Origin of the sequence: Streptomyces sp. XM4193, from assembly GCF_023072595.1 — a bacterium.
In the GTDB taxonomy this organism is placed as follows: Bacteria; Actinomycetota; Actinomycetes; order Streptomycetales; family Streptomycetaceae; genus Streptomyces.
In genome coordinates, this window is the sequence record NZ_JALLGK010000001.1 from 693,315 (window position 1) to 711,666 (window position 18,352).

Annotated in this window: 14 protein-coding genes and 1 tRNA gene; 13 read left to right on the forward strand and 2 right to left on the reverse strand. The window is 72.1% G+C overall.

Translation table 11 applies throughout. The features are described from left to right. The first annotated feature begins 238 nt into the window (after positions 1–238). Positions 239–2,323 carry a DEAD/DEAH box helicase gene (locus tag MTQ01_RS02965; protein WP_247486703.1) on the forward strand — a complete coding sequence of 695 codons (2,085 nt, stop codon included), beginning with the start codon at positions 239–241 and terminating at the stop codon, positions 2,321–2,323. Between the two features lie 408 nt (positions 2,324–2,731). After that, a tRNA-Lys gene (locus tag MTQ01_RS02970) sits at positions 2,732–2,804 on the forward strand. A 353-nt stretch (positions 2,805–3,157) separates the two neighbouring features. Here the strand turns inward: MTQ01_RS02970 and MTQ01_RS02975 are convergent. Next, positions 3,158–3,652 (reverse strand): NUDIX domain-containing protein, encoded by a 495-nt coding sequence (locus MTQ01_RS02975; protein WP_247486704.1) that lies wholly within the window; start codon positions 3,650–3,652, stop codon positions 3,158–3,160. After that, complete coding sequence (locus tag MTQ01_RS02980) at positions 3,627–4,391, reverse strand: XRE family transcriptional regulator (RefSeq protein WP_247486705.1); 765 nt, start codon at positions 4,389–4,391, stop codon at positions 3,627–3,629. The genes MTQ01_RS02975 and MTQ01_RS02980 overlap by 26 nt, the downstream gene beginning before the upstream one ends. Before the next feature lie 101 nt (positions 4,392–4,492). Between MTQ01_RS02980 and MTQ01_RS02985 the strand changes: the two genes are divergently transcribed. The 11 genes from MTQ01_RS02985 to MTQ01_RS03035 all read left to right on the forward strand — a co-directional run bounded on the left by MTQ01_RS02985 (position 4,493) and on the right by MTQ01_RS03035 (position 18,225). Then, positions 4,493–4,888, forward strand: a complete 396-nt coding sequence (locus tag MTQ01_RS02985) for a hypothetical protein (protein ID WP_247486706.1) — start codon at positions 4,493–4,495, stop codon at positions 4,886–4,888. A gap of 8 nt (positions 4,889–4,896) precedes the next feature. Beyond that, entirely contained in the window at positions 4,897–5,178 is a 282-nt protein-coding gene (locus MTQ01_RS02990; protein ID WP_247486707.1) for a hypothetical protein, read from the forward strand. Beyond that, positions 5,175–5,702 carry a hypothetical protein gene (locus MTQ01_RS02995; RefSeq protein ID WP_247486708.1) on the forward strand — a complete coding sequence of 176 codons (528 nt, stop codon included), beginning with the start codon at positions 5,175–5,177 and terminating at the stop codon, positions 5,700–5,702. The genes MTQ01_RS02990 and MTQ01_RS02995 overlap by 4 nt, the downstream gene beginning before the upstream one ends. A 196-nt stretch (positions 5,703–5,898) precedes the next feature. Then, positions 5,899–7,350: an NAD(P)/FAD-dependent oxidoreductase gene (locus tag MTQ01_RS03000; protein ID WP_247486709.1), complete on the forward strand. Its 1,452-nt coding sequence runs from the start codon at positions 5,899–5,901 to the stop codon at positions 7,348–7,350. A gap of 573 nt (positions 7,351–7,923) precedes the next feature. After that, entirely contained in the window at positions 7,924–9,312 is a 1,389-nt protein-coding gene (locus MTQ01_RS03005; RefSeq protein ID WP_247486710.1) for a pyridoxal phosphate-dependent aminotransferase, read from the forward strand. 805 nt (positions 9,313–10,117) lie between these two features. Continuing rightward, positions 10,118–12,859, forward strand: coding sequence for a nitrate- and nitrite sensing domain-containing protein (locus MTQ01_RS03010; protein WP_247486711.1), 2,742 nt, complete (start codon positions 10,118–10,120; stop codon positions 12,857–12,859). After that, positions 12,856–13,260 (forward strand): roadblock/LC7 domain-containing protein, encoded by a 405-nt coding sequence (locus MTQ01_RS03015; RefSeq protein ID WP_247486712.1) that lies wholly within the window; start codon positions 12,856–12,858, stop codon positions 13,258–13,260. The genes MTQ01_RS03010 and MTQ01_RS03015 overlap by 4 nt, the downstream gene beginning before the upstream one ends. Before the next feature lie 130 nt (positions 13,261–13,390). Next, positions 13,391–14,605 carry an ABC transporter substrate-binding protein gene (locus tag MTQ01_RS03020; protein ID WP_247486713.1) on the forward strand — a complete coding sequence of 405 codons (1,215 nt, stop codon included), beginning with the start codon at positions 13,391–13,393 and terminating at the stop codon, positions 14,603–14,605. 1 nt (position 14,606) lies between these two features. Next, on the forward strand, positions 14,607–16,676 hold the full coding sequence (locus MTQ01_RS03025; protein WP_247486714.1) for an ABC transporter permease: 2,070 nt from the start codon (positions 14,607–14,609) through the stop codon (positions 16,674–16,676). After that, positions 16,673–17,500: an ABC transporter ATP-binding protein gene (locus MTQ01_RS03030; protein ID WP_247486715.1), complete on the forward strand. Its 828-nt coding sequence runs from the start codon at positions 16,673–16,675 to the stop codon at positions 17,498–17,500. The genes MTQ01_RS03025 and MTQ01_RS03030 overlap by 4 nt, the downstream gene beginning before the upstream one ends. Before the next feature lie 8 nt (positions 17,501–17,508). Further along, complete coding sequence (locus MTQ01_RS03035) at positions 17,509–18,225, forward strand: ABC transporter ATP-binding protein (protein ID WP_247486716.1); 717 nt, start codon at positions 17,509–17,511, stop codon at positions 18,223–18,225. Positions 18,226–18,352: the final 127 nt, after the last annotated feature.

Here is an 18,352-nt window from a genome sequence, read left to right on the forward strand (position 1 = left end):
GGTGGACGGAGTGGCGTTGCGCACACCGACGGCCCTGAGCGGACCCCGTGTTTGCATGGGCTGTCGGGGGGTGCGTATGCTGGCAGATCGTTTGATCCCATTTGCCCGGCCGCCCCAATTCTGGCGTGCCGTGTGGCGCGTTCCTACTGCTTGGCCGTGGCTGACCGCATCGAGGCGGTCGTGTGCGAACACGGAAGTCTGTGGCGCGTGCCCGATCTCCGGAAGGTTCGCATTACGCATGTCTGTTTTCACCGCTGATTCCGTCCTGCCCGAGGACGAGCAGCTGCTCGACACCGAGGCCGCAACCGAAGCCGCTCCCGTCGACGAGCCCACCTTCGGCGACCTCGGTCTGCCCGAGTCCATCGTGCGCAAGCTCGCGCAGAACGGTGTGACCACCCCGTTCCCCATCCAGGCCGCCACCATTCCGGACGCGCTGGCCGGCAAGGACATCCTCGGCCGCGGCCGTACCGGCTCCGGCAAGACCCTGAGCTTCGGGCTGCCGGCCCTGTCCCGGCTCTCCGGCGGCAGGACCGCCCGCAACCGGCCGCGTGCCGTCATCCTCACGCCCACCCGTGAGCTTGCCATGCAGGTCTCCGACGCGCTCCAGCCCTACGGCGACGTGCTCGGCCTGAAGCTGAAGGTCGTCTGCGGCGGCACCTCGATGGGCAACCAGATCTCCGCGCTGGAGCGGGGGGTCGACGTTCTCGTCGCCACCCCGGGCCGGCTGCGCGACCTCATCAACCGCCGCGCCTGCTCGCTGGACGACGTCGAGGTGGCCGTTCTCGACGAGGCCGACCAGATGGCCGACCTGGGCTTCCTGCCCGAGGTCACCGAGCTGCTCGACCTGGTTCCGGCCGGCGGCCAGCGGATGCTGTTCTCCGCGACGCTGGAGAACGAGATCGACACCCTCGTCAAGCGCTACCTGGTCGACCCCGTCAGCCACGAGGTGGACGCGGCGCAGGGTGCGGTCAGCACCATGAGCCACCACATCCTGATCGTGAAGCCGCGGGACAAGGCGCCGGTCACCAACGCCATCGCCGCGCGCGACGGCCGCACCATCGTCTTCGTCCGGACCCAGCTGGGCGCCGACCGCGTCGCCGAGCAGCTGCGCGAGGCCGGTGTGAAGGCCGACGCGCTGCACGGCGGCATGACGCAGGGCGCGCGCACCCGGACGCTGGCGGACTTCAAGGACGGCCACGTCAACGCGCTGGTCGCCACCGACGTCGCGGCGCGCGGCATCCACGTCGACGGCATCGACCTGGTGCTGAACGTCGACCCGGCCGGCGACCACAAGGACTATCTGCACCGTTCGGGCCGTACGGCGCGTGCGGGGCAGTCCGGCACCGTAGTCTCGCTCGCGCTGCCGCACCAGCGCCGGCAGATCTTCCGGCTGATGGAGGACGCCGGTGTGGACGCCGGGCGTCACATCATCGGCCGCGGAGACCTCTTCGAGGACGACGTCGTCAAGATCACCGGTGCGCGTTCGCTCACCGAGGTGCAGGCCGAGGCGGCGGCCGGTACCGCCCGTCAGGCCGAGCGCGAGGTGTCCGCGCTGACCAGGAAGCTGGAGCGGACCCGTCGCCGCGCCGACGAACTGCGCAACGAGGCCGACCAGTTGATCGGCCGAGCTGCGCGCGAGCGCGGCGAGGACCCGGACGAGGCGATCGCACACGCCGCCGAGGAGCGTGCCGAGGCCGCCGCGCAGGAGGAGGCCGAGGCCGCCATCCGCGAGGCCAAGGAGGCCGCCCGGGTGGAGAAGGAGCGCCGCGCCGAGGAGCGCAAGCGTGACGGCGGCGGCAGCGGCGGTGGCAACCGTCCGTTCCGTCGCGACGACCGCGGTGGCGACCGCGGCGGGTTCCGCCGGGACGACCGCGGCGGAGACCGTGGCGGCTTCCGCGGCGGCGACCGTGACCGCGGGGGCAACCGCGGCTCGTACGAACGCCGTGACGGCGACCGCGAGTTCCGTGGCGGCGACCGCGGTGGCGACCGTGGCGGCTTCCGCGGCGGCGAGCGCCGGGAACGCCGCGAGGGCGGCGAGTTCCGCGGCGGCGAGCAGCGCGGCGGCGAGCAGCGCGGCGGTTTCCGCCGTGAGGGCGGCGGCGACCGCGAGTTCCGCGGCGGACGCGAGGGCTTCCGTCGCGACCGCGACCGGGCCGACCGTCCGTTCAACCGCGGCGAGCGCCGTGACGACCGTCGCCCGTACGGCCGTCGGGACGACCACCGCGGCGGCGCCCCCGCCGCCGGAGCGCGTCACCACGAGCGTTCCTTCGACGGCGCCGGCGACCGTCGCAGCGACAAGCCGCGCTGGAAGCGCAACGGCTGACGTTCCGCGGGCCGACCGCGCCGGGCCTCGCCGGGTGCGCGAAACCCCTGCGGCGGCGGCCTGTTGAGGCTGCCGAGGAGCTGTGAGACGGCCCTCTCTCCTTCGGGAGAGGGGGCCGTTTTCGTTGTGTGTGACGTGCCGGACGAGGGGCGCGGTCGCGTGCGCGGGCGGGGCGTGCGGGTAGGCGCGCGGGGCGGTGTGGGCGACGGGGTGCGCGCCGTCACCCGGCGCGGCGGCGCGCCCGGTGGTGCGCGGGGTGGTGCGGTACGGGGCGGGGTGCCGGTGCGGTTCGCACGGGGCGGCGACGGGGCTCCGTCGGGCGGCGGGCGGCGTACCGCTCGTTCCACGCCTGCCTCCTGCGGCAATGCCTTCGAACGTGGAGCGCCCGGCCGGTTATGCTTCTCGGGCGGGCCGTTAGCTCAATTGGCAGAGCAGTGGACTTTTAATCCATTGGTTGTGGGTTCGAGTCCCACACGGCCTACCGCGCTCCCGTCTGGGAGTCGTCCACCCCGGTCGCATCGACCGGGGTGGACTTACCAGCCAAATTGCCTGTCGGCGGAGCCGTTGCGTAGCCAGTGGTCCCACGTCTCGGCCTCGGCACGGCTGCACGGCTCCTGCCGGTCGTTCTGCCAGGGACTCTTCGTACTCCTGGAACAGCCCCGTGTGCGTGTCCGAGGTCAACGCGGTGGTTCCGTCACGCAGCTTCACTTTCGTGTCATGGATGCACTGCCACCGGTGACGGTGGTGCGAGCGCAGGCCAGGGCGTAACCACCAGGTAGGGAACAGAGCTCCCATCGCCTCAGAGCGGTGGGGGCTCTTTGTCGTTCGCAGTAGTTAGGAGACATAGGGGGCTGCGCCGCTCAGCCCATGGCGGATTCGCGCCATCAGTGCGGGGTGGATCGGATAGCTGCCCAGCTCTTCGGGCGCCACCCACCGAACCTCGGCCGCCTCGTCGGGCTCCGGTGTGATCTGCCCGCCCACGACTCGGGCGCGCAGACAGATGTTGATGGGCTGCCGGACCTCGTCCACCTTGTCGCCGTGCATGTACACGATGACGTGATCCGGAGTGCTGAACACCCCCACGAGTCCAATCACTTCGACGTCGAGCCCTGTCTCTTCGCGGCACTCGCGGACGCCACCCTCGCCGACGGTCTCGCCCTTCTTCACGCCTCCAGTGGGGATGGTCCACAGGTCGTTGTCGACGCGCTTCAGCAGAAGAACGCGTCCCTCTACGTCCTGCACGAAGGTGCTGGCGCTGGTCTTCCGGCTGGTCGGCTTGGGGGCATCCGGGTCCTGCCAGTGGTCAATCCTGCGGGTCGCCTGGCCCATTGGTCCTCCCGAAGACGTCGTCTGCTGATCTAGCGGATGCCCATACCCGTTCGTAGCTCTCGGAGTAGGTGTTGAAGTAGGCGCCGTCGATTCGGCGGATGTGCATGGTCGGGGTGAACGCGGCCAGGACTCCGTAGGCATGGACGTTGACGACCATGTCGTCGTCGAAGCGGTAGATCGAGTTGTACAGCGGGGTGTCGTGCAGACGAATCTCCACCTGCTCGGGCATGCGCTCACCGTAGTAAGCAAGGACAGCAGCGACCCGACCCGCGACCCCACCGCCGATGCGGTATTCCTCGTCCCGCGCGGCGAGTTGGGCGCCGTCGGGGTCACCGATGAGCAGCCGAACCCGAGTTCCAGCTCGAGCCTTGGCTGCGAGCATGGGTAGCCAATCAGGGTGCTCTTCGGTGAGGAACAGCCCAGCGAACGCGAGGAGGTCGACGTTCCGTTCGGCGCCTCGAAGAAGTTCGATCCACAGATCGCGAGGCACATCGCCTCTGCGTGGATAGGTTGCGACCAGCTCTGCACCGGTTAGGGACGCCAGGTTGGACTCCGAGGGCCACAGGTACGACTCGTCCACCTGTAAAGCCGCAGCGACGCGGTATCGGGTGCGTGGGTAGGGCACTGCGCCTCCAAGCCAGCGCTCCACGCTCTTGGTCGAGACCTCTGCCGCCGTAGCGAGAGTTCCCACATCGTGCCCGGCGCGGTGCATCGCGCGACGAAGACGTTCGTTCACCATCTCAGCAGAATGACAGCTACCGACGTCTGGCGGCACCAAGATGTCGGCAGACGTCTCGCAGTGTCGGTGCGCTGTCTGTAGTCAAGGAACAGCATTGAGTTATGACCGAAACTGCCGCGCAAAGCGTCGCGTTCACCCCGCCGCCGGGGCCTGACATCTGTCTCATGCAGGCCGGGGTGGCCTGGGATGCGGTCCGGGTGTCCGCCTGGGTCTCCAGAGCGGTGCTGCCCGCGCTCGGCGAGCGCAGCGGGGCTGTGCTCGAAGACGGGTACTCCTGCGTCTGGTACTGGCTCATCGCGTCCGGGGCGGGCGGCGGTTGGCGGTTCGGGCCTGCTGTGCAGGTGCTGGGGGCAGCCACCTGGCTGGCGGTTCCGCCGGTGCACCGCACCGAACGACCTGGCCTGCGCTGGGTGTTGCCGCCCGACGGCGGTACGCGGGCGCTGACGGACGCCGAGTTGCTGCACGCCGCCCTGCAACGGCAGGTCGGCCCCCGGTGAGCCGCGCCGTGCTCCGCCACCTCCGGTGGACGATCACCCCCGACACCGAACCCGACACGAACACCGACGCCGACACGAACGCCGACACGAACACCGACGCCGAATCCGACGGCGTACAGCCGCTCTTCGCGATGCGGTGCACGGTGTGCGGCGCCGTCAGCGGCGACACCGAGGACCGGAACGCCGCTGCCGGCTGGGCGTTGACGCACTCCGGCCGGAATCCCGCGCACCGCACGTATCGGGAGACCCTGGTCCTGCCGTACCGCACGTACCCGGTCGGCCGCCCGTGAGCCGGTCGGCCGACGATCTCGACGCACGTCTCGCCACCGCGGTACGGGCCTGGACGCAGGCCGGCGCCACCGTCCGGCTGCCGCTCGGAGTTCGGTGGGACGTGGTGTTCACCGCCGCGGGTGCGCCTGCCGCCGCGGTGCTGCGCAGCATGGACGCCGTTCAGCGAGGCGGATGCGGGCCCGTTCTCCACGACGCGGCAGCGGGCCGTGTGCTCTGGCTGGTCGAGCCCGGCACCGTGCGCAACTGGCTTTCCCCGTATGGCCTGTGCGTGGGCGCTCCCGCGCACCTGACCCTGCCCACCGAGCCCTCGGAGTCCACCGGGCCCTCGGAGACCTGCGGGCCTGCGGAGGGCTTGCGCTGGGTGCGTCCGTACCGCCACGGCCACACCGTGGACTCCGCGCTGCTGCACCGCCAGCTGGACGTCGCGTGGCTCGGACGCCCCCGCCCCGAACTGCCGCTGGTGCTGGGGCGATTCGGTTCGCCCTGCCTGTGGCGGGGGAGCGACGACCTCGTTCTCGGTTGAGCCCGCCGGGGTCGTCGGGACCCGGATGTGGGGAGGGGTGTGCGAGGGGTGGGTGGGATGACGGATCATCGCGGGGGCGGCGGTGTCGAATGCCGTTCTGTGCACGGGAGTTGACGAGGTGTCTGCTTTCCGTGGCGGAGCACGGCGCTGCTGCCCGGAAGGTCGCAGACGCAACGGGTGCAGGGGTGAGACGCGGATGACGGAGTCGGGTGTGCCGGAGGACCGGACGGTCCGGGGACGGCATGTGGTGGTGGTCGGGGGCAGCCTGGCCGGGTTGTTGGCCGCGCGGGTGCTCGCGGAGCACGCGGAGCGGGTGACGGTGGTGGAACGCGACCGGCTGCCGGACGGGCCCCGGGCCCGGGCGGGCGTACCGCAGAGCAGGCATGTGCACGTGCTGATGGAGGGCGGTGCGGACGCGTTGGAGGATCTGCTGCCCGGCATCGTCGAGGAGCTGGTGGCGCACGGTGCGCCGCGGGTCGGGATGCCCTCGGACACCGTGCACTGGCAGGGCGGCACCTTCCATCGGCGCACGGCGGCGACGGTCCATCTGATGAGCGGTTCGCGGCCGTTGGTGGAGTGGCTGGTGCGTCGTCGGGTGCTGGAGGACCCGCGGATCTCGGTGCTGGAGGGCACCGAGGTGGTGGAGTTGACCGGCGACGCGCGGCGGGTGACCGGGGTCGAGGTGCGCGAACGCGGCGCGGGACGCGGTGCCGAGCACGGTGCCGAGCGCGGGGGGACGCGGAGGCTTGCGGCGAGTCTGGTGGTCGATGCGTCCGGCCGCAGCACGCGGGCGCCGTCCTGGCTGGAGGCGCTCGGCGCCGCCGCGGTGCCCGAGGAGCGGATCGAGACCGGACTGGCGTACGCCACCGGAACCTTCGTCCCCCCTTCCGGAGACGGGCCGGAGGGCGCGACGGAGGGGCTGAGCACGGCCGGCTTCTACTTCGTTCCGGACGGGAACAACGTGCGCGGCGCCTCGGTGCTGCCGATCGAGGGCGGCCGGAGCCTGGTCACGCTCATCGGGCTGCGCGGTACCGAACCGCCCACGGATCCCGAGGAGTTCCGCGCCTTCACCGCGCGGCTGCCGCATCCGGTGCTGCACGACTGGCTCGCCGGTGCGCAGCAGGAGGGTGCGATCCACGCCTTCCGTGCGACGGGCAACGTACGGCGCCGCTACGACCGTACCGACCGTCGGACCGCGGGCTTCCTGGCCACGGGCGACGCACTGTGCGCCTTCAACCCGGTCTACGGGCAGGGCATGGCCGTCGCGGCACTGGCGGCGGTGGCGCTGCGGGACTCGCTGGCCGATCCACGGCGCACGCCGAGCGGTGCGCGGGTGCAGCGGGCGCTGCTCGCCGCCTCGCGGCAGGCGTGGGACATCGCGACCGGAGCGGACAAGGAACTGCCGGGAGCGCGGGGCAACGCGGTGGGTGTCAGCCGTGCCGACCGCGTGCTGGGGCGCTATCTGGCGCGAGTGGTGGAGCGGACCGCACACGACCCGGTGGTGGGTACGGCCTTCCGTGCGGTGTCCTCGCTGAAGGCTCCGCCGGGAACGCTGTTCGCGCCCGAGGTGCTGCGCGCGGTGCTGTTCGGCGACTCGCCGGCGCCCTGCACGGAGCTGCCGCTGCGTCCGGAGGAGGAGCGGCACTGAACCACCCGCACACCACGGTGCGTTGAACGAAGCGGGCCCGAACTCTTCTGTGAAGTGGGGGAGTTCGGGCCCGCGCTGTTGCCCGTTCGTCCGTGGTGCGGTTGGTGGTGACGGTGTTCGCGCAGGTGCTGCGCACGGGGCGGGCGGGTGCCGCGCACGGAGCGGGTGCGGGGGACGGACAACAGCGCGGGCACGGGGCGGGCACAGGGCGGGGCGGGACGGTCGCGCGTCCGGCGCGGGCGAGTGTGGGCTCGGGGCGGTGGAGATGTGGTGAGGCTGTAGATGCGTACAACACCGTTGTGTGAGAAGGGAATTGGGTGCACAGGGCGCCATCTCGGGCTTCGGGGGCGAGTTGTAGCGTGCGGGCTGCGACGCGGGTGACGAGGGCACCATCGGCCCTCCCGGCGGCCGTACCGGGAACCGGCCGGCGCCGGCGCCACCGGGTTCGTGCCGCCGTCGGCAGCCGCGGGATGCGAGAGAACGCGTCCCGCGCCACAACGCTGTGTGCCGACGCTCGTCGAGTGCTCAACATGCCCATCCCCCAAGGCAGTTGACTGACAGGTGAACCCAAGAATGCATTCTCTGCACGAGATCGCCGGCGAGAGTTCGCTCGCCAACCCGTACCACGACGTATCCCTGCTGCGCCGCTACGAACAGCTGGGCGGAGACCTCGACAAGGTGCTCTACCTCAGCCTCGGTGAGACCTGGAGCGAGGTCGCGCCCGGTCTGGTGCGTGCGCTGCGGGAATCGGTGCCGCTGCACGGCCATGGCTACATACTCACGCCCTACGGGCTGCCCGCGCTGCGCGAGGTGCTGCGCGGCTACGTCACCGACTCCCACCGGCTGGCCGGGGTCGCGGAACTCGGTGTCGACTACGAGGTGGCGGTGTCGCAGAGCAGCACCCGCAGCGCGATGTTCCACTACGGCCGCCTGCTGCGGGAGGAGACGGCCGACACCGGCGCCCGGCCGCTGGTGGTCTGCTCCTCGCCGGGGTGGGACTACGCGGGCGTCTTCACCGCGCTCGGTTACGGGATGCGGCACTTCGCCGTCCGCCCCGAGGACGCGTACCAGCCGCGTGCGGCTGAGGTCGAGGAGCTGCTGCGCCGCTCCCGCGGCGAGACGACGGGTCCGCTGCTGCTGGTGCTCAACGCCCAGCACAACCCGACCGGCGCCGACTGGGACGAGCGGACCGTGCGGCGGATGGTGCGGGCCGCAGCCGAGACGGGCGCGGCGGTGCTGGTCGACGACGCCTACTACGCCGTGCACGATCCGCACACCCCGCCCACCAGCGCACTGCGCGTTCTGCTGGAGGAGTACGGTCCGGCGGCCGACCCGGCGCCGGGCCGCTCGTGGCTGGCGGTGCGCTCGCTGGGCAAGCAGTTCCACTGCAACGGCTGGGGCATCGGCGCGCTGACCGCTCCGCCGCGGGTGCTGGAGGCGCTGCTCGGACGGCTGCTTCCGCAGCACGGGTACGTCTCCTCGGTGCCGCTCCAGGCGGCCATGGCGGCCTGGCTCGCGGACGAGGAGAGCGAGACCTTCCTCGCGGCGCAGCGGGCGGACTACGCGCAGAAGCGGCAGGAGATCGCCAAACGCCTGGTCGGCGACCTCGGTTACCCGGACGAGGCGTTCCACGCGGGCAGCTGCGGCGCGTACCTGCTGATGCGCACACCGCCCCGGCGTGCGGAGCGCGCGACCGCCGGGACGGACGCCGCCCCCAGCGGTCGACCGGGCACGGGGCGGGGTGCGGAGCAGGAACCGGGGGAGAGCTTCCGGGAGTTCTGCCTGCGCCGCACCGGTGTGCTGGTCGGCGAGGCGCACATGAGCACACCGGGTGAGCGGGCCCGCGACCCGCAGGGGTTCGTACGGCTCTTCCTCGGGCCCCAGCAGGGCGTGCTCACCGAGGCGTTGGCACGCCTGGCGGACGCCGGACTCGGCTGGACCGACGAGGCCGCGCGCGGCTGACCGCGCCGCAGGCGCCCGCCGGCCCGTACGGACACGGACACCCGGACGTCCCCGTACGTACGGGCCGGTGCGGGCCGGCGCGGGTCGGTGTGCGCCGGTGCGGGGGCGCCCGGGACGGCGGTGGGACGCGCCGACGGTGTCCGGGTTGCGCACCACCGGACGCGCGCCGGCGGCCGGGCGCGCGCCGGTGGCGGGGCGCGCGCCGGTGGCGGGCGGCGGGCCGCACGCACAGGTGGGGCCATCGCACTGTGCGATGTTGAGCGATGCGGCCCTCACCAGCACAGACAGGTGCACGAATGTTCGATCCCGGTGCGCGTCAACTCACTGTGCGCAGTGCCGGGTTAGCGCTGCGCGTTCCCTTGTCCACTGCACCTGCCCGGCACCCCGCCCTTCGACGGGCCGTCACGGGCGCACCGGTGTGACATGTGTCATCAATTTCCTTCACTGTTTGTGAGCTTGAAGGCGCGAAAAGGACGTATGTGACGGTGCGTGAGGTGCCTGGGGGGCGTGTGTGTCAGCTGTGGAATGCCCTGTTCACACAAGGAAGTACGAAGCGTGTTCGCCGCGTCGGCGGGGCCCGGGTCCTGCGCCGCCGGGACTCCGGCAAGCTGCTACGGAGTGTGAGATCGAATACTTCATGCTCGTGAATGCTCGCTGAGTGAACGAAGTTGAGCGTTAACGTGCCTAGTGGCTGCGAACTCACCTGGTATCGGGCTGAGTTGTCTGGTCACCTCCACGCCCCTCACCCCCGTAGGTTCACCTTGCCCTCGCTTCGCCCTTCAGGTGCTGGTCGGAGTCGCGTGCGATGATGAAAATCAACCGCCGACTCATCCTGCTCGTGACGGTGCCGCTCGCGGTCGCCCTCACTTTCTCGGCCCTCGCCCTGGCCCCCGCCGCGCAACAGGCGCTGCAGGCGCACCGTCTCACTGTGATGGTCGAAGCAGCTTCCGCTGCCGCCGATCTGGCCCATCACCTACAGCGGGAACGCGCCGCGGCCACCGCCCTGGTGGCCGACAAGAGCCTGACTGCCGACTTCAAGAAGACTTCCGACGCCACCGACAGGAGCGCCGAACGTTTCGCCGACGAGCGTGAGCGGCTGACCGCTCTGCCGGCCAACGCGGACGGCGCCGTCGAACGCGTCGGGAACGCACTCAAGCAACTCCCCTCGCTGCGCGCCCAGGTGCGCTCGGGCAGCACCACCTTCTCCACCCTCGCCTTCGGGTACCGCATCGTCATCGCCGACCTGGTCGGCTACCGCGACGGCATCGCCCAGGCCGACGGCGTGGACTCCGACATCGCCGACCGCATCCGTGCCGCCGCCGCGATGTCCGCGGCCTCGGAGCACCTCGGACAGCAGCAGGTCACCGTGTTGCGTGCACTGGACGCCGGCGGTTTCACCGACGCCTCCAAGCGCACCTTCGAGGGCACCCGGCTGGGCTACACCGAGACGACCGAGGAGCTCTTCGCCCTCGGCCTGCCGGAGTGGCGCTCCTCGCTGGAGCGGACCCTGTCGGGTTCGAAGGCCGCCGAGGCGCAGCGGCTGGAGGACGCGGTCGGACGTGCGCCGTCCAATGTGAGGCTCGAGGAGACCTCCAAGGACTGGTACGCGGCGACCACCGACCGTGCGCAGCTGATGCGTTCGGTCGAGCGCGGCATCGACGACTCGATCCGCAAGACCGTGGACGAGGAGCGCCAGTCGCTGCTGTGGCTGGCCATCGCCGAAGCCGTACTGGTCGTGCTCGCCCTGATCGGCACCGTGATCTTCGCGCACCGCCTCGGCCGCGTGATGATCCGTCGTCTGCGCGAGCTGCGGAACGCGGCGCACGATGTGTCGAACACCCATCTCCCGCGCATGATGCGCGAGTTGTCCCGTCCCGGCGCTGCCACCCGCGCGACTCCCGAGGAGATCGCCAAGGAGTCCAGCAGCCTGGTGGAGACCACCACGCACGACGAGATCGGCGAGGTGGGCGAGGCGTTCAACGCGGTCCACTACGAGGCCGTGCGGCTCGCCGCCGAACAGGCGCACGCCCGCGCGGAGTTCGCCGAGACCCTGATCGGCGCGGCCCGCCGCGGCTCCCGGCTCACCAGCGTCATGGTGTCCGAGCTGGACACCGTCCAGCGCGACGAGTCCGACCCGGAGCGCATGCAGGTCCTGTTCGCCCTGGACCACCTGGCGATCCGAATGGAGCGCAACACCAACAACCTTCTGGTGATGGGTGGTTCGGGCCAGGGCCGGGTGCGTACCGAGAACGTCGCACTGCCCACGGTGCTGGTCGCCGCCGCGCAGCAGGTCGAGAACTTCAAGCGGGTGACGCCCGGTTCGGTGGACGGCACGATCGTCGTCGCCGCCCGGGTCGTCCACGACCTTGCGCACATGCTGGCCGAACTCCTCGACAACGCCCTGAAGTTCTCGCCGCCGGAGTCCAGGGTCGGCGTCGCCGCCTGGCGTCTGGCCGACCGTGCCGTGGTGCAGGTCGTGGACGAGGGTGTGGGGCTGACGGAGGAACGGCGCGTCGAACTGAACGCCGACCTCTCCGACCCGCGCGGCGACGTGGGCGCGATCCAGTTCATGGGCGTGCACGTGGTCGCCAGGCTCGCGGCCCGGCACGGCATCGCCGTGGAGCTGCGGGAGTCCTCGGGTCCCGGCACCATCGTCGAGGTGACACTGCCCGCGGGCGTGCTCGTCGAGGAGGGCGCCGAGGGCCTGGACGGGTCCGACATGGAGGCGCTGCGCGCCGCCGGAGCGCCCCAGGGCGGCCCGGCCGGCGGAGCGCCCGAGCGCCCGCAGCCGGGCAACGGACGCGGTCCGGCAGCGGCGCGCGACGCGGGTCCGGCACGCAACGCCGGCCCCGTGCACGACGCCGGCCCGGTGCGGGACGTGCGCCGGGAGCGCGCCGAGGAACCGGTGCGCCACGATTCGCCCGCGGGAGCACCGCGTGCGGAGGACCGGGACGCCGACGAGGAGCGGGGCAGCGTCTTCGATCCGCCGGTGCGCGGTCGTGGTCGCGGTCGCGCCTTCGACCCGCCCCGCGGTCTGAACCCGGAGCCCGGCGGCCCCGCCGGCCGCGACAACAGCGCCGGCCGGGACGGCGGCGACGGTCGGGACAACGGTGTCGGCCGGGACGGCGGCGCCGGTCGCGAGCGCGGCTTCGGGGACAGCGGTGACGCGGGACAGCGCCCCGCGCCGTCCTGGGCGGCTGCCGGCGAGCCCGCCGCCACACCCCCGCCCTCCGCGGAGCCCTCCGGCACCACGTCCTCCGGTCTGCCGCTGCGTCGCAAGGGCGCGACCACGCACCAGACCCACCAGCCACTGAGCAACGGCGCGGCCAACGGGCCGTCGGGCCGGTCGGGGACCGCGTCCGGTGCCGGGAAGGCGCCCAAGAAGCGCGACTCGCGGCAGGTCTCGGACGTCTTCGCCGCCTACACCAAGGGCATCAGCCGAAGCGCCAACCGCCGCAGCAGCGCGGGCGATTCCGCGAACCCCGCCAAGGCACAGCCCGGCACACCGGGCAACGACGACCCACACACCCAACGGAGCTCCTCGTGAACACCACCTCCTCCGACCTGAGTTGGCTGCTGAGCGGCTTCGCCAGCCGTATCCCCGAGGTCACGACGGTCGTCGCGATCTCGGTGGACGGTCTGGCGCTGGCCTACACCGGGGTGGAGCGCGATGACGCGGACCGGCTCGCCGCCATCGCTTCGGGTGTCGTCAACCTGCTCTCCGGAGCAGCACAGTTGACGAACACCGATCCGGTGGAGCACAGTCTCACGGCCATGGACGGTGGCTACATGTTCTCCATGGCTGTCTCCAGCGGGGCGTCTCTGCTGGTCATGACCACCAGAGATGCCGACATCGGAGAGGTCAGCTACATGATGTCCGAGCTCATCAACCAGGTGGGCGACGCGCTGACCCCCGACAACCGCGATCTGCGCGCCGCGCAGCACTGACCCACCCCCCCAGCGCGCACCACCCCCGCATCAGCACCGCGCGCGTCACAACCGCACCACCACCCCCCTCCGCTCCAACCGCACAGGCACGCCAAGGCGAAAAACCGCCCAACACCCCCGGGATGTCCCCATGTCCGCACAGCTGCCCCTCTCCCGACGCCAGGCCATCAGAGCCGCCGCCGCCACCGGTATCGCGGCCCTCGCGGTGCCCGCGCTCAGCGCGTGCGGCGGGAGCGCTGCCTCCGACGGGGACGGCAAGAAGCTGAAGATCGGCCTTCTCGTCTCGCTCTCCGGCACCTACAAGGAGGTGGGCACGGACATGCGGGACGGCTTCCAGCTCTACCTCGACCTCAACGACGGCAAGTTGGGCGGGCACGAGATCGAGCTGATCATCGCGGACGAGGGCGACGGCCCACCCACCGCGCTGCCGGCCGCGAACAAGCTGATCAAGAAGGACAAGGTCGACGTCCTCACCGGCATCGTGGGCGGCGGCTCCGTCAACGCCGTGCTGCCGCTGATCAACAAGCACAAGATCCCGCTGGTCGGCTCCAACGCGCGTCCTGAGGTCAAGGACGTGGAGCGGGTCTGGCACACCAGCTACCTCTCCGACGAGCCCGGCATCGCCATCGCGGAGTACATCAAGAAGGAGGTGGACGGACCGGTCTTCGCGATCGGCCCGGACTACCAGGGTGGCCACGACGAACTCCGCGGCTTCACCGACACGTTCGCCGAGGTCGACGGGGTGCTCGCCAACCCGGACGGCAAGACGCTCTGGACGCCGTTCCCGGCGACCACCAACTTCACGCCGTACTTCGCCAAGATCGCGGCGACCGACGCCAAGGCGGTGTACTGCTTCTACGCCGGCAAGGCGGCGATCGACTTCGTGAAGCAGTACGCCCAGTCCGACATCGCCGACATCCCGCTGTACGCGGCCGGGTTCCTCACCGAGGGCAGCACGCTCCCGGCGCAGGGCAAGGCCGCCAAGGACATCTACTCGGTGCTCAACTACGCGGCCGACCTGGACAACGCGGCCAACCGGAAGTTCGCCGCCGCCTGGACCGCCGAGCACGACACCCAGCCCACCACGTACGCGCTGGCCTCCTACGACGCCGCCCTCGTGCTGGACCGGGCGATCGCCGACGCCGCCAAGGACGGCGAGGTGAACCCGGAGGCCATCAACAAGGCCATCGCGGCCCTGGGCAAGATCGACAGCCCGCGCGGTCCCTGGGAGTTCGGCGAGAAGCTGCACGCCCCCGTGCAGAAGTGGTACCTGCGTCAGGTCCGCGAGGACGGCGACGCGCTCGCCAACGTGGTCATGCAGGAACTCGCCACTCTCGGGGAGTGAAGTGGGCCTGCTCGACGGGCAGTTCGTCCCCGCGCTCGACGGAGTGGCCTACGGGCTGCTGCTCTTCGTCGTAGCCGCGGGGCTCAGCCTCGCCTTCGGTACGGCGGGGGTGCTGAACCTCGCTCACGGCACCCTGTACGCGGCCGGCGCCTACACCGGCGCCGAGCTGAGCGACGGCACGTGGGGCGGGCTGCTGCTCGGCCTGCTGGTCGGTACGGCGGTGGCCTGCGCGGCAGGCGTACTGCTGTCGGTGGCCACGGCGCCACTGGCGCACCGCGGCCATCTGGCGCAGGCGCTGCTGACGTTCGGACTGTCCCTGATCGGCGGCACGCTGCTGATCGAGATCTTCGGCGCCGACCAGGTGCCGGTCCGGGTGCCCGAGGCGCTGGACTCCTCGGTCGTGCTGCTCGGCCACCGCTACCCGGCCTACCGGCTGTGCTTCATCGTGATGGCCGTCGCGCTGGCCGCCGTCGGCACCTGGGTGCTCACCCGCACCCGTGCCGGTGCGGCGATCCGCGCGTCGGCCGACGACTCCGAGATGCTCGCCGCGACCGGGGTCAACCCCCGGCTGGTGCACACCGGAGTGCTCGCCGCGGCGGGCGCGCTGGCCGGAGCCGCCGGGGTGCTGGGGGCGCCGATCATCGGCCCCGGACCCGGTACGGCCGAGACGGTGCTGATGCTGTCGCTGGTGGTCGTGGTCCTCGGCGGACTGCGCAACCTCTGGGCGATCGCCGGCGCCGCGATCGTCGTCGGGCAGGTGCAGACGCTCGGTGTCTCGCTCGTACCCGGGTGGGCGCCGTATCTGCTCTTCGGAGCGATGGCCGTGGTGCTGGTGGTCCGCTCGCGGCGGGCCACCGCCGCCGGGACGGCCGGTTCCCAGGTGGGCGCCCAGACCGGCGCCGCCGACCCGATCGGCTGGCTGCGCGAGCAACTGCGGCTGTTCGCCGCACCGTTGGCGCAGCTCGGACGTCGGATCGGTTCGAGCACGGCGGCGGTTCCCGGCGGGCTGCGGCAGGGGCTGCCACTGGCCGCACTGGTCGTGGTGCTGGCCGCGCTGCCCTGGATCGTCGACGCGTACGCCCTGTCCCTCGTCGGCTACGCGCTGGCGCTCGGACTGCTGGCGGTCAGCGTGACCGTGGTGACCGGGTACGCCGGTCTGCCCACTCTCGGCCAGACCGCACCGTTCGCGGTGGGCGCCTACACCACCGCGGTGATCGCCGACGCGGGCTGGACCGTCGGCCCGGTGCAGATCGTGGTGGCGGCCTTCGCGGCGGGCCTGTTCTGCCTGGTGACCGGGCCCGCGGTGATCCGCGCCCGGGGCACCACGGTGCTGATGATCACGCTCGCCGTCGGTGAGCTGACAGTGGTCGCCATCGACCAGCTCAAGTCGATCACCGGCGGCACCGACGGCCTCGTCGGTTTCCCCGGCCCCCAACTGCTCCCGGGCGGCGCGGAGTTGATCGAGGAGATGGAGGTCTACCACTACGCGCTGGTGGTCGCCGTCATCGCCGTCGCCGCGACCATGCTGCTGCTGCGCTCGCCCGCGGGCAGGCTGCTCATCGGCGTGCACGGCGCGGAGGAGCGGATGCGCGCCTCCGGCCACCCCGTCGACCGGTACCTGCTGCTGGCGTACGTCGGCGCGGGCGCCCTCGCGGGCGTCGGCGGCTCGCTGATGGCGCATGTGCGCCAGTACATCTCGCCGGCCGACGTCGGCTTCGAGATCGCCGCGTTCGCCCTGCTGGCAGCGGTGATCGGCGGCACCGTGTCGGTGCTGGGCGCGCTCTTCGGCGCCGCGCTGATCGTGCTCACCCGCGACTGGGTGGCCGCCTCCTGGCCCGGCTACGGACCGATGCTGCTCGGCGTGCTGTTCGTGCTGACCGTGTACCTGCTGCCGCGCGGCCTCGCCGGGCTGCGCGGTCCGTCCCGCGAGACCGCGGACGGCGGTCCGGGCGGCGCGAGCGGTGCCGAGGGCGGCGGCTCCGGCGGCGGGAACGGCGGTACCGGCGGGGACGACCGCACCGGCGGCGGAAGCGCCGACGGCCTCAACTCGAAGGCGGAGGCGGTGAGATGAGCCCGTCGACACGGCCGCTGCTCTCCCTGGACCGGCTCACCCGCTCGTACGGCAGCCTGACGGCGGTCAACGGCGTCAGCCTGGAGCTGCCCGCGGGCGCGCGCCACGCGCTCATCGGGCCGAACGGCGCGGGCAAGACCACGCTGCTCAACCTCGTGGCCGGCACCGACCGGCCGACCGCGGGCCGCATCAGCTGGGACGGCGAGGATCTGACCCGTACCGCGCCCGCCAGACGCAGCCGTCTGGGCATCGGGCGCAGCTTCCAACACCCCATCGGCGTCGGCGAGTTGTCGGCGCTGGAGAACGTGGTGCTGGCCTGCTGGCGGCACCATCCGGAACGCCGCGCGGCCTGGCGGCGGGCGGAGCGGCTGCGACGGCTGCGGGCCACCGCGCTGGAGCAGCTGGACGCGGTCGGCCTCGCCGACGTGGCGCACCGCCCCGCGGGCGCGCTCTCGCACGGTCAGCGGCGGATGCTCGACCTGGCGGCGGCGCTCGCGGGCAGGCCCCGGCTGCTGCTGCTCGACGAGCCCGCGGCCGGGCTGACCGACCGCGACATCGAGCGGCTGCTGGAGGTCCTCGGGCGGCTGCCCGAGGACGTGGCGTTCGTGCTGATCGAGCACCACATCGACGTGGTCGCCCAACTCGTGGACACCGTCAGTGTGCTGGTCGAGGGGACGATGCTGCGCTCCGGCCCGACCCGCGAGGTGCTGAGCCACCCCGACGTACGCACCGCCTACCTCGGCACCACCGCCGACGACGTCGACCCGGGCCGCCCGGAAACGAAGACCGGCGGCGAGCGCGTCGCCGACGAAGGGCGCAGGTGAACCGCCGCATGCTCCGGATCAACGGACTCACCGCCGGATACCACGGCAGTACGGTGCTGCACGGTCTGGACCTCGCGGTTCCGGAGGGGACCGTGCACGCCCTGGTCGGCCACAACGGGGCGGGCAAGACCACGGCGGTCCACACCGTCGCCGGTCTGATCACCCCGCGCACCGGTCAAGTCACCCTGGACGGCGTGGAGTTGACCGGCCGGCCGGCACACCGCATCGCCCGGGCGGGCGTCGGGCTCGTGCCGCAGGGCAGGCGGGTCTTCGGCGGCCTGACCGTCGCCGAGCACCTTCGGCTCTCCCACCGGCCGCCACCCCGCGGCGACCGCGACGGACGGGCGCTGTGGGACCGGGACAGGGTCCTGGAACTGCTGCCCCGCCTGGCCGAGCGGCGCGGAAACCGCGGCGCCGACCTCTCCGGCGGCGAACAGCAGATGCTCGCCCTCGCCCGGGCGCTGCTCGGCTCGCCCCGGGTGCTGCTGCTGGACGAGCCCACCGAGGGCCTCGCCCCGGTGGTGGTCGACCAGATCAACTCCCTGATCGGCGCCCTGGCCGACGAGGGCATGGCGATCCTGCTGGTATCGCCGAGCCCGACGGTCGCCGCGCTGCGGGCCGACACCGTCACCGTTCTCACCTCGGGCCGCCTCACCGCCCGGCTGGAGGGCTCCGAGGTGCGCGCCGACCCCTCGGTGCTCCACGAAGCCCTCGCCCTGGGCTGACCGGGCCCGCGCCCGGCCCGCGCCCGGCCCCCCCCGGCCCGCGGGCGCGAGGCGGTGCGGGGCGTGCGAGAGGCGGTGCGGCGCGTGCGTGAGGCGGCGCGGTGCGGGGCGTGCGCATGCCGCACGG